Origin of the sequence: Candidatus Nitrososphaera gargensis Ga9.2, from assembly GCF_000303155.1 — an archaeon.
In the GTDB taxonomy this organism is placed as follows: Archaea; Thermoproteota; Nitrososphaeria; order Nitrososphaerales; family Nitrososphaeraceae; genus Nitrososphaera; species Nitrososphaera gargensis.
On record NC_018719.1, the window covers coordinates 170,508 to 182,656 of the forward strand.

Genomic DNA, 12,149 nt, shown 5'->3' on the forward strand with positions numbered 1-12,149 from the left:
TCCCTGCTCAGCTTGCTTTTCCTAAGCGCTATGGCGTATACCCTGCTATATCCAAATATCGACGGGTTTACAACGGTGATGAACCTGTGGATGACGCCAGAAGAAAGTATCTTGTATACTCTTGACGCTCTTTGTTGTCAGTCCAATAGTGTGGCCATATTTCTATAAGTTTGCGCAGACCCCCACAAAAAATCGTGATTCAATGGGACAATATGCATATATCCTATTTGGTGAAATAAGCAACGCGATTGGCACGTGTGCGCTTCAATTTCTACGAAGGTGCTCTTACACCCCAGGCAGCGAATATCCCTACTCCAATCTTTTTGTAAAGCTCGATCTACATCCTAGAAGGATTGAACCCTCAGACTGGATTCAAGTCCTTCTGGTGCTTTTGGAAATGATTAGGGTCTTAAGCGGCTTCGCCGGTAGTCTTGTACGACGGGCTAGCGGCCGTCTCTGCGCTCATCCCTTCAACCATCCTCTCTGACGTTTCTGGCTTTGGACCTGATAGTATCACTATTTCTTTATCGATAATATTCTTAGTTGGAATGACAACTGTATTGCCCTGATCGTCTTTCAGTATTATGCTAAACGACCCGGCTTCCTGAATTGTGCCTGTCTTTCCATCCATTGTTACTCTCTGCCCCTGTTTCAGCGTAGGCTGTATCTGCGTGCTTCCCCTTATCATTGCCGGGAACGTTTCTCTTAGGCTGTATGCCAAGCCGACTCCTACGCCTATTGCTACGGCTGCCGCAACTCCCCACACCAGCGCAGATATGACAGAGTTCAGTATGGTTTCGCCTATGCGCAGCTGGGCCACGGCCACTGCAAACACGATGGCGTAGAGGATACCTGTGGCGGCAAGCCCTAGCGCCCTGCCTCCAACCACGCCTCTGGCCGGCAGTTCCCGCTGCATCCACCTGCCAACAAAGTCGGCAATGATGGCTCCAACTCCCAGCACTACAATGAACGCTATTACGTTTGGAATCCAAAGCCACACTGCATTGATTGCCTCGGATAGCTGCTGGAATTGCAGCACGTTCACTGCAGCTGATATGAAGAACAGGTAAACAAACCACTTTGCCGCTGTAGAAATTATCTTGGACAGCGACCAGCCGCTCCTTGACACTGATTCGCCTATGCTGGTTCTGTTCCAGTGCTGATCAACGTTCATCTTTTGGGCAACCTTCTTCACCACCCATCCTATCACGCGGCCAACCAGCAGACCAATCCCGAGCAGAATCAGGGCAGCTATGATTCTGGGGCCTGATTCTGCTATCGAGGTTGCAAACTGGTTTAGCGAATTTGTTAAAGGCTCTGTAACTGACTGGGTCCCTACTTGCTGCAAAGTAATTAACAGCAGGGCAATAACTTCGCCACCTATACCTGCCATTTCCGGCATATGGACTACTATAGGTCTACAAATTATAAAAAAGGGGCATACATAATAATACCAAAAGCAAGCCATAGCAACGAGGAATTGAACAACAAACTGGAGCCTGATTGTATTACAAGAAGAAGATTGTATATAACAGGCCAAAATTTATTCTGAATATTCATTTATGGCAGATTTAAGCGAAATTGCTATTCTGATTAGATTATTATCTCACTCTTATGTTTCTGAACATTGCAATCATTAAGTTCTTTAATGATTCTGACGTGTATCGATGAATCATAACTCCAATGATAATGGAAAAAATAATGGGAAAAGCAAGAGCGTTATCGCCATAGCAGGCCTAGGGGCACTTTTGATCGGGGCAACATTATTTGCCAGCGGCTTGGGCTTTACTAACGGGCAACAATTAGCAACTGCACAGCAGCAAACAGAGCAGCAGCAAAACCAGACACAGGATGGCAATGCCACGACCATTGCAAACACAACAATGACTGATACATTTGTAGCTAGCGGAGTAATTACCGGAACGATTCAGGAAGCAGGCGGCGGCCAGCAGACAACAACTACAGCCGGCAATACAACTACCACCACCGCCCAGTCAGGAAACCAGACTGACAACGCGACCCAGACGGCAGGAGGAGGGACATCGACCGCACCATTCCTAGTCGGCGGCGATTGGACAATGAATGTTGAGAGTGGGAACGTAACGAACTTTATGGCAAACTTTACCATGGTCAGGATTGATGGCTCGGAGCACCACAACCATGACATCACAAACTTCAACGTAGGCAACAATACGCAGTTCCAGCTGGATCCTGCGGGCACGACCACCATCAATGGCACAGCCGACTATGCAGTCAATGGGACAAGCAGATGGCCAGGTACTGACACGGTAATCACGATAGAGAAAGCAACGGTATTGACGATACAGCCGCAAGAGCAGGAGGCGAAAGATCACTTCCAAGGCCAGCCCATCTACGGAATCGTGCTCAGGGCAACAGGTGAAAATGGAACAACGATTACTGAAAGCGTCCCGGCTGGCGGCAACCAGACGCAGCAACAGCAGGAAGATGGTGGCGGCTTTCTGGAGAACCTGACGCGGCCATTTGAAGACTTGTTTGGCGGGGGCGGATGATGGATAGTAGAAGAGCCCCTTCTCCTTTTTCTTTTTTATTACATTTTCTTGCAGAAGAGTCAATTTGATGAAATGCAAATACAAATTGACGTTTAGAACTGAGGCAAACTTGCATGATTCATAGTTGAAACAACCTGGGCAGACAGGCAACAACATTCCTTATGCATTCCAGAGGCGTTTTCTTCATCGGCCCTCTGCCTGCAGCCTTCCTATCGTTTGCTAATCTTGCAAACGCCCTCCGTTTCCTGTTCTATAACGACTAAATACGATTTGCTACCACGTCAGCTATGAACATTGAGAATCTGGCGTCCATGTTTTCGCAAAGAAGCGGCACCCAACAGTCCATTTCCAGCACTATCTTGAACTATGCAGAACATGATGCAGAAAGGAATAGGAAGCTTTCTTAGCTCAGGCGGCAATGATAAAGGTTCTATGCAATCAGCATTGTCTCAATTGGATGGTGGTTTGAATAATATAGAACATCCGTTGGTACAACAGGTCAAACAGAACGCCAATCTCCGCGATGATAACCAGCAAAACAATACACACAGCAGGCGATAGGAGTCCTTAGAGAAAAACTGATGACGATCCACAAGGTCTCAGCTTGCTATTTGGTAACTTTCTGGGTGGCGGAGGAAAAGAGGGCGGCGGAATAGGAATCTGGTAGGCGGATTTTTGGGCGGCGATCAGGAACCGCAACGAAAAACAAGGTAAAGCAAGCTTGTTACACAACCTCTTATATTTTTGAATCCCTATAGCCGCTTTTAATTATGCAAAACCGAGCCATATTGTTTTTCATCAAGGTTCTGGGCTAAAATTATCCTCTATCCGTTAAATAACATTCATTGCAATATCGCACATGGCAAATACAGAATCAATAGCATGGGATGATGTGGTAAAAAAAGAAGCAAGGGGCGCTGTAGATGATTCAGACTTTGGCGAAGTGCAAGAGATAGGACAGCATTATGTGCTGACTCAGAAGGGAGTCATGAAGAAAGAAAAGTTCTATGTACCGAAATATTTGGTGCAGGGCTATGATGGTAAAACGCTATGGTTTGATGCCTCTGAAGACCAGCTTCAGGGCTGGAGGAGGGATACTGCACCCTCGTATGACGAATATTCAAGCTTCAGAAAGCCAGAGGCACCTAAGGACATAGAAACAAGAATACCCGTCATTGAAGAAAGGCTGCAAGTTTCAAAGCGAGAGTCGACAGACGAAGCTACTATTACCAAAAGGCCAGTAACTGAAAACAAGACCGTGGAAGTGCCTGTAACACATGAAGAATTAACTGTAGAGCGAAGACCTGCAACTGATACAACGCAGGCAGAAGGGCCGGTGTCGTCAGACACAGAGATCAAGGTTCCATTGCGCAGGGAAGAGGTCGAGGTCACCAAAAAACCATACGTGAAGGAAGAGGTAGTTATAAAGAAAGAGCCGGTAACAGAAACACAGACAGTTAGTGACACTGTGACCAGCGAACAGGTAGACGTTGAAGGGAAAAAGCGAAGACAACACTGACCGACCGACCAACCAAAAGTTCGACGAGCAAATTCTAGAAAATGGTGGGGGGAGACACGCTCGTCCCCTTATGAACTTGTATTAGGCTGGGGCAGAATCATTTACAAAAATGTCATGGCTGCTGACGATCAAAGTATAAAGTATATGGGGCAGATGAACTCTATTTGGTTCTGTCACTGTTGCCTGCAAACTCCTTCATGATATAGGGACGAACATTTTCATAAATGACAAGAGCATTGCCTGCAGGGTCGTGGAAGGTGCAACAGGGACCCGGAGGGATTTCAATCCTATTTTCTTCTTTCAGCCTTTCGATTTCAATTGCGCAATCGCGTTTTCAAGGTTCTCCACTTGGTATATGAGCATCACGTCATTCTTGTGTATGTGATCTGCAAGCAGAATGTATGGCTTCTCCGCCTTTGATAGAGTAACGCACGCCACCCACACTCCATATGCATGTATTTTCCATAACAGCTCGCCGCCAAGCACCTGAGTATAGTATTGTATCGAAGATTCGATATCTGGTGCAGGAACATACAGAAAGTCAAGCGATTTGAACATCAATTGATATTATTGCAAAAAGATTGAAATGAGCTTTTAGGTAGAATCCATACTCTATTTGAGGAGTTAGAACAGCCTTTTCTTTGACAGCCAAGGCCTCAGCAACCTTGTGACGGACGGCATTATTACGTAGGTCATGAGCAGAACCATCGTAACTACTCCTATGAGAGTGCTCAACAGAAAAGGAAGGCCGATCGTTGCCTGCCGTATCTGCGGGAGCAAGATGGATACTAGCACAAAAATGATGCCAGTCACAACTATCGCCATCTTGTGGCGCGGTGGCTGTATGGCAGCCGGGGGATTATTGCTGGAACTTGGGGTGAACCAGAACTCCAGCCCAGTCTGCATCTCTACCTTGGCTTCGCCCTCTGTCACGTCCTTGCTCTTTTCAATCCATTTTTTCCTTATCTCCGACTTTTCCCATTTCGCCAGATTTTCATATGTATTGAAGCGGAAGATTATGACGTATTCAGGATTTGATGACGCGTCAACCGGCCGGATTATGTTTACCCCCATGTGCCCTTCAAATTTCATGGCTTCGTGTATTACACCGTCCATCCATTCCTCAAATTCCCTGATCCTGCCACTCTTTGCTTTCCTGGTGACGATAACCGTGATTGGGCCGTCGTCGTTCTTGCCATTACCATTCTGGTGCAGGGCCGTCATGTAATGTCGCCGATCTAACCCTATCATGACACCACCTAGTCCTTACGAGTATTGCTCTCATTGAGCAGAGGAAATTTCTGTCCTCTGAGGGTAGATCGGCTGTTGCTATCCATGTCAAGTCTGTTCCTGAGTTCTTTTGACCTGTTCCTTACAGTCACTTCTGTGACTCCTGCTGCCTTTGCAATGTCTGCCTGCGTTCTGTAAGACTTTTCCTCCAAGTTTACAAGGTACAGAATAGATGCCGCCATGCCTATTGGGTCCCTGCCTGCCAGAAGGTCCTTTTTCCTGGCCTGCTCGATAAGCTCGAGGGCTTTGCGCTTTGTCCTTTCGTCAAGCTCCAGCCTGTTCGCTATTCTGATGATGTACCTTGCGTGGTCTATCATCGGCACCTTGATGTCAAGCTCTGTTACAATACGCCGGTAGGACCTGCCAGCCTGCTTGGGCTTGACGTCAATACTTGCCGAAATTTCATCAAGGGTCCTTAGCACTCCTGACTGCCTGACTGCAGTGTATATCGAAGCGGCCAGAACCGAGCCTATGCTGTCGCCCCGGATAAGACCTCTTTCCTGAGCTTTTCGATACACATATGCTGCCTTTTCAATCACGTAATCTGGCAGGCCTAGCCTGTCCTTGATCTTTGAGAGCATCGTAAAAGCCTGCTGCAGGCTTCTCTCCTTTGGCGAATGGCTATGGCTTATGCTATGCCACATCCTGAGCCTTCCCATCCTCATCTGGGTCGCAGAGTCGATCTGGTTGCCGGATGCGTCAGTGCTCTCTTTGCCTATGACTGTAGAGAGCCCCATGTCGTGAAAGGCCAAGGATACAGGAGCGCCTGTTCGTGCCCTGTCCGCGTCCCCCTCGGACCCAAATGCGCGCCATTCTTTTTCTTGAGATAATGCGTTATCAGAAATAACCTCGCCAGTATCCTTGCGTATCAATTCGCCTGTATCTGGATCAGTAACCACCAAGTCATGCAAGGCAACTGGATTTGCGCGTGATGTTTTGGTTGTCACAATAAAATATGGCGGCCGCACTATTTAACTGCAGTAGCAATTTCCTACTTAGTAGGTTAACAACATCTGCCTAGGTAAGCGGAAACTGACCTGTCATAGCTAGAAAAAACTATGGCGGAAGGCAGGCTCAAAACATAGTCCTGCTTCCTTTTTCACAAACTAAAAGTCAATCTTGCCCATCCTGCCGCTTCTATAGTCCTCTATCGCTTGGTAGATCTCATCCTTTGTATTCATCACAAACGGCCCATAGCGGGCGACAGGCTCCTTCAGCGGCACGCCTGCTATTAGCAGAACGTCCAGAGGCGATGCGGCGTCGCTTGGCGACTTTATCGATACCTTGTCGCCACCATTTGCAAACAGTACGACCTGCTCTCTTTGCGCGGGCTTTTCATCTACCCCAAAGAGCCCCTTGCCGCCGACTATGTACGCAAACGCGTTATAGTCCTGCGGGACTGGTTGCGCCATCTCTGCGCCCGGCTCGAGAGTAAAGTGCAGGTACATTATCGGGGTCCGCGTTTCTATTACCGCTTGCTTGCCAAGCGCCTCTCCCGCAATCACCCTGACCTTCACGCGACCGTCAGGGCTCTTGGCAACAGGTATCTCGGCGCTTGGGATGTCCTGGTAGCGCGGTTTTACCATCTTGTCGCGCCTTGGCAGGTTGACCCACAGCTGAAAGCCATGCAGCCTCCCACCTGTGCGCACAAATTCTCTTTCTGGCATTTCAGAGTGTATCACGCCGGCGCCGGCAGTCATCCACTGCACGTCCCCGGCGGCAAGCTTGCCAGAGTGCCCCTGCGAGTCCTTGTGCTCAAACCGACCGTCAAGCAAGTATGTCACTGTCTCAAAGCCCCGGTGTGGATGGTCTGGTGCGCCCTTGGCTTCTCCGGGAGCGAGGACCATCGGGCCCATTTCGTCCAGCAGCATGAATGGATCAAAGTCTGGAAGGAAATGCGTCGGGAACGACCTGTGCACCAAAAAGCCTTCGCCTTCCATCGTCCTAGTGCTGTTTACAATGCGCTGTACAGAGCGAGACGTGCTTGTGGTAGAATCGTTATTGTTCACCAACGAATTTTTAGTAACCATAAATACATTGTATGCAGTTACTTATTTAACCTAGGTAGCAATAACTTACTTAGCAGGTCTGTTGCACCAAACGTGGTAAGTTTGGACTTACCATGGGTTCAAATCCCCTTTATCCCCTGCGCTACCAGAATCGAGTAGCAGCCAAGGCCGCACTCTTCGCATATTGGCTTCATGCTCTTTGGGTCAGCGCTGCCTATGCAGCAGGGCTGCTTGACCCTTCCCATGTGGTCAAGCGACAGTATAGCCCATGAGGGGCAGTCCACTGGCGTCGTCCCTACTCCACCCCAGTTGCCCTTCATCAGGGACATCTGGCTGATAGGGTTGACGATATAGTTGGGATACTTTTTCTTTAATGCGATCAGCTTGTCAACTACTGAATTGCGCAGCTCGCCAAACGGCAGCATCAGCGGGTCGCCCTTGGCAAACGGCGTATGGAACTGAAGACCAATCTTGTTTACTTTTCCCCTCCATTCTTCTATCAAGTCTTCGACAGTCATGTAATTCCGTGAATTTATTGTCATTGAGAGCCAGATTTCCTTCCAAGCAGGTATCCCATTATGCGGTGGACCTGCAGTATAGTCGAGTATGTTCTTCTTTGTCTTTGCATATGCTCCTTCTCCCCTTATGCTGTCATGCACCTTCTCCGTTCCGTCCAACGATACCCAGTAGAAATACAGTCCATTGTAGCGCTTTAATGGAAAAGTTCCATTTGTGACGACGCAGACCCTCTTGGGCATCTCTTTGCAAAAGAGCTCGATTATGTCCGGGCGCAGCGTAGGTTCTCCACCGACGAGAGTAGTGATAAAAATGCGCTGTTTGTTAAAGACGTCCTTGATTATCTTCCTCCAGTCCTCGACCGTCTTGTCCTTCTCTTCCTTTCGGTTGAGCCACCAGTAGCAGTGGGTGCAATGCAAATTGCAAATGTTGTTAACGTCTACAGAGCCGTGCAAGGGCTGCTTAACACCAAACAGCCTATACGCAATCATTTTCCTGATTAGGCTAGTGTAAAACGGCATTTCGCGGATAAGGTCGGTTATGCTGCGGCCATAAATCAGGTCTACCATCCATTATAGAGGGAGTGTCCAGTAATTAAGCAGGATAGTGCAAGTGTTCCAGATAAATCATCAGCTAGTCGCGTTATATGCAAGAACTGTGTGTACATGACGTAACCAACGAACAGGCTGGCATAATAGTAACAATCGACTTGTTGAATACTGCAACCTATTCTTGTTTTTTCTTATTTGTAAAGCGATAACGCCATTGCTTCCCTTGGCTTTGTATCCCTCTGTGTCTTTATCTTCTTGACAGCCTGTTCAAAGTGGCGCAACATTATGTGCGCTTCTGTAGCATGCTTTGCCGCCTCTTCTGGCGTTGGATATTTTGCCAAATATTCATGTAGGACGAGCGATATTGCAGTATTTACTACTGCGGCGGTGTCTGCCCCGCTGAATCCTTCTGTCATTGCTTCTGCTATTTTCTGAATGTTCACATCCTGACCAATGGGCTTTCCATTGGCATGAATCTCAAGTATCTTGGCCCTTGTCTTGCTATCTGGGTTCGGAACAAGTATTATTCTGTCAAATCTGCCGGGCCTCAAAAGCGCAGGGTCAACCATGTCAGGTCTGTTAGTTGCGCCCAAGACTACAACTCCATGCAATTCGCTGATGCCGTCTATTTCTGTTAGAATCTGAGAAACTATTCTCTCAGTTCCACTTCCCCCTCCCCCACCTTCCATTCCCCCGCCTCTTGTTGGAGCAATCGAGTCAATTTCGTCAAGGAATATGACACAGGGCGCCGCCTGTCTTGCCCTTCTGAATACCTCTCTTATTCCACGCTCTGACTCGCCAATCCACTTGGATACCAGTTCAGGGCCCTTGACGCTGATAAAGTTGGCTTCCGATTCGGTCGCCACTGCCTTTGCCAAGAGAGTTTTGCCAGTCCCAGACGGTCCATGCAACAAAATGCCTTTTGGAACTTTATGACCTAGCTTTGCATAAAGATCGGGGTATCTGAGTGGCCACTCGACAGCTTCTTGCAATTCACGTTTTACGCCATCAAGACCTCCAATATCTTGCCATTTTACGTCTGGAGATTCAAGGAAGACTTCTCTCATTGCAGAGGGTGTGACATCTCTTATGGCCTGGTCAAAATCATTTTGGGTTATTATGAGCTTGTCAAGTGTTGCTGGTGGCAACTTGTCCTCTTCCATGTTCAGCTCGGGCAGCAACCTGCGAAGGCACTTCATTGCAGCTTCCTTGCATAGATATTCCAGATCAGCACCAACAAAACCATGGGAAACCGCTGCTATTCTGGGCTGGTCAACGTCGGTGTCAAGCGGCATATTGCGGGAATGAATCTGAAGGATTTCCAGCCGTCCATGTTTGTCAGGCACCTTGATCTCGATTTCCCGGTCAAACCTTCCCGGTCTTCTCAAGGCTGGGTCAAGGGCATTTTGTCTGTTGGTAGCTGCAATTACGATGACTTTTCCTCTGCCCTCGAGACCATCCATTAATGACAACATTTGCGACACTACTCTCCTTTCAACTTCGCCTGTCACTTCTTCTCTCTTTGGCGCGATGGAATCAATTTCGTCGATAAATATTATGGATGGAGCCTTGTCTTTTGCCTCTTTGAATATTTCACGCAAGCGCGCTTCTGATTCTCCGTAAAACTTGCTCATGATCTCCGGGCCGGAGATAGTAATAAAATGCGCGTTGCTCTCGCTTGCGACTGCCTTAGCAAGCAGGGTCTTGCCAGTTCCTGGAGGCCCGAACAGCAGCACTCCCTTTGGAGCTTCAATTCCCAGTTTTTCAAATATCTCTGGATGTCTTAGAGGAAGCTCTATCATTTCTCTGACCTTTTGCAGTTCATCCTTCAAGCCCCCAATGTCTTCGTATGACACATGGGGCATACCTCGCAAATCTGCATCTTTTTCAGTAATGGTGAATAAAGTCTTGCTTGTCACAAGTACCGCATCCGCGGGCGGGGTTACACCAACTACTTGGAATGTAAGCCTGCCGCCAAAATAAGGCAACATGATATTGTCGCCTTTGACAAGTGGAGTGTTCTCAAGAGAATCAGAAATATATCGTTCATCTATAGGCGGCATCGCTTCGAGTGGAGATACTAAAATTTTCTCTGCCGGGACTGCTTTCACTTTCTTTGCATTTGCCATGTCTCCTATCCCGACGCCTGCATTATTTCTCATCAGCCCATCTATCCTGATGCTGTTTTTTCCCTCATCTGAAGGATAAAGTGGTAAACATTTGGCAACAGTCCTGCGGCTGCCCTTTATTTCGAGAACGTCACCCGCTGCTACTCCCAAAGATGCCATAGTGTCATAATCAATCCTGGCTATGCCTTTGCCTACATCTCTTGCATAGGCTTCCAAGACCTTTAGCGGTAAAGCACCTTGATTCATGATTTACTCTCTACCTGCAAAGCTATCTGTTGTCATGATTACTCGTGGTCCTCTTGCCATTGCTTGTCCAAAGGCTGTCTTTCATCGGGATCAGGTGTTATCGGTATCCAAGGAGCGCAGCCAATGGAAGAGGAGGTTGCCAAGAGATCAGGAGAGGCTGTCTTCTTGCTTTGGCTGCAGTATAAAACGATCACGAATAAGATGAGCGCTCTGCCCATAAGAACCCTTGCTTTATTGCGCTTCCATAACCCTACCCAAATCGGGATGACTGTTCCTTTGTATTCTGAACAATACATATGCCTACTACTTGATAGTCAAATCAAGATAATCTCTGCAACATTTGTCCGAACAAAAGACAAAGAAACCCTTTACAGCACTTGAATAGCTCACTCCTTCAATAAAGTCTTGAAACTCTTTTCCGCACGATTGGCATAGCCGGTACATTGCATTAGTATATGATCGTGCCGTCCATAAGGCTGTTTGTGTTACCAGTGCATGATATGGATATATCCTAGTTCACCCTATAGACAATGAGTATATTTTTATGGCAACAATTAGAGTATACAAGCGAAATTCTACCTTCATAGAATTATCTAATCTGGTCGAAGAGCTTGGCAACGTTGGGTTGACAGATAACTTTGAAAAAATACTATAACAAGCCGTTTGAGCATGGAGCAAAGAGCATAGTTGCCGGTCCAAGTTTCATGCAATTTCTGAACAAGTTATTTCAGACACAGATTGCAGCCGGGGGACATACTGCAATTTGAATCTGGCAATCATAACAAATACTTCATGTTCTAGCTGACTGGCACTTGGGATGAGATAATTAAGCTGCAATGATGAGACTATGGCTCTGTCAGTAGTTTCCAAAATACTGGTTCCGATAGACGGTTCAGAGTCATCAATGCGTGCGGCTAACGCTGCAATTGAGCTGGCCAGAAGGTATAATGAAGAATCACGTCCTGTTGAAGTGATTGCACTCCATGTTATAGATATCAATCCAAAGTTTCATCTTTTCACCAAGTACGGCTTCCATTATTCTGAATACGAAAGAAAGGCGAAGGAGACAGCTCAGAAAGGCACTGCTGAGTGGTTTCCTAAAATAAAGGAGAAGGCAGACCACCACAACCTCCGCTTCAGGTCGGAAGTGACCGACAGTTCTTCAGCATCTGTCGTTGGGGAAATCGTAAAGTTTGCAGAAAGAGAGAAAGTAGACCTTATCGTTCTAGGAACAAGAGGCCAGTCCGAGTTTGAAAGGCTGCTGATAGGAAGTGTTACTTCTGGCGTAACCGTTTATGCGCAATGCAGCGTAATGATAGTAAAATAAGGTCTAGCAACTTATCGTTTACTAAGCTTCG

Annotated in this window: 11 protein-coding genes; 4 read left to right on the forward strand and 7 right to left on the reverse strand. The window is 47.3% G+C overall.

Annotated features, from left to right (window positions below):
• Positions 1-409: 409 nt before the first annotated feature.
• Positions 410-1,393 carry a mechanosensitive ion channel family protein gene (locus NGAR_RS01020; protein ID WP_187147606.1) on the reverse strand — a complete coding sequence of 328 codons (984 nt, stop codon included), beginning with the start codon at positions 1,391-1,393 and terminating at the stop codon, positions 410-412.
• Positions 1,394-1,667: 274 nt separating this feature from the next.
• Between NGAR_RS01020 and NGAR_RS01025 the strand changes: the two genes are divergently transcribed.
• The gene (locus tag NGAR_RS01025; protein ID WP_148680784.1) at positions 1,668-2,531 is read left to right on the forward strand and encodes a hypothetical protein; all 864 of its coding nucleotides are present in this window, start codon (positions 1,668-1,670) and stop codon (positions 2,529-2,531) included.
• A gap of 859 nt (positions 2,532-3,390) precedes the next feature.
• The gene (locus NGAR_RS01030) at positions 3,391-4,050 is read left to right on the forward strand and encodes a YsnF/AvaK domain-containing protein (RefSeq protein WP_015017740.1); all 660 of its coding nucleotides are present in this window, start codon (positions 3,391-3,393) and stop codon (positions 4,048-4,050) included.
• A 300-nt stretch (positions 4,051-4,350) separates the two neighbouring features.
• On the opposite strand, the gene NGAR_RS01035 is transcribed toward NGAR_RS01030, so the two are convergent.
• The 6 genes from NGAR_RS01035 to NGAR_RS01060 all read right to left on the reverse strand — a co-directional run bounded on the left by NGAR_RS01035 (position 4,351) and on the right by NGAR_RS01060 (position 10,791).
• Positions 4,351-4,608, reverse strand: coding sequence for a VOC family protein (locus NGAR_RS01035; protein ID WP_015017741.1), 258 nt, complete (start codon positions 4,606-4,608; stop codon positions 4,351-4,353).
• A gap of 66 nt (positions 4,609-4,674) precedes the next feature.
• The gene (locus NGAR_RS01040; protein WP_015017742.1) at positions 4,675-5,301 is read right to left on the reverse strand and encodes an antibiotic biosynthesis monooxygenase; all 627 of its coding nucleotides are present in this window, start codon (positions 5,299-5,301) and stop codon (positions 4,675-4,677) included.
• An 8-nt stretch (positions 5,302-5,309) separates the two neighbouring features.
• On the reverse strand, positions 5,310-6,287 hold the full coding sequence (locus tag NGAR_RS01045) for a transcription initiation factor IIB (protein ID WP_228369245.1): 978 nt from the start codon (positions 6,285-6,287) through the stop codon (positions 5,310-5,312).
• Between the two features lie 159 nt (positions 6,288-6,446).
• Positions 6,447-7,370, reverse strand: coding sequence for a pirin family protein (locus NGAR_RS01050; RefSeq protein ID WP_015017744.1), 924 nt, complete (start codon positions 7,368-7,370; stop codon positions 6,447-6,449).
• A 98-nt stretch (positions 7,371-7,468) separates the two neighbouring features.
• Positions 7,469-8,434 carry a radical SAM protein gene (locus NGAR_RS01055; RefSeq protein ID WP_015017745.1) on the reverse strand — a complete coding sequence of 322 codons (966 nt, stop codon included), beginning with the start codon at positions 8,432-8,434 and terminating at the stop codon, positions 7,469-7,471.
• A 173-nt stretch (positions 8,435-8,607) separates the two neighbouring features.
• Positions 8,608-10,791 (reverse strand): CDC48 family AAA ATPase, encoded by a 2,184-nt coding sequence (locus tag NGAR_RS01060; protein WP_148680785.1) that lies wholly within the window; start codon positions 10,789-10,791, stop codon positions 8,608-8,610.
• A gap of 123 nt (positions 10,792-10,914) precedes the next feature.
• Between NGAR_RS01060 and NGAR_RS01065 the strand changes: the two genes are divergently transcribed.
• Together NGAR_RS01065 and NGAR_RS01070 are read left to right on the forward strand one after the other, a co-directional pair.
• The gene (locus NGAR_RS01065; RefSeq protein WP_015017747.1) at positions 10,915-11,172 is read left to right on the forward strand and encodes a hypothetical protein; all 258 of its coding nucleotides are present in this window, start codon (positions 10,915-10,917) and stop codon (positions 11,170-11,172) included.
• Positions 11,173-11,638: 466 nt separating this feature from the next.
• The gene (locus tag NGAR_RS01070; protein WP_015017748.1) at positions 11,639-12,118 is read left to right on the forward strand and encodes a universal stress protein; all 480 of its coding nucleotides are present in this window, start codon (positions 11,639-11,641) and stop codon (positions 12,116-12,118) included.
• The last annotated feature ends 31 nt before the right edge of the window (positions 12,119-12,149 follow it).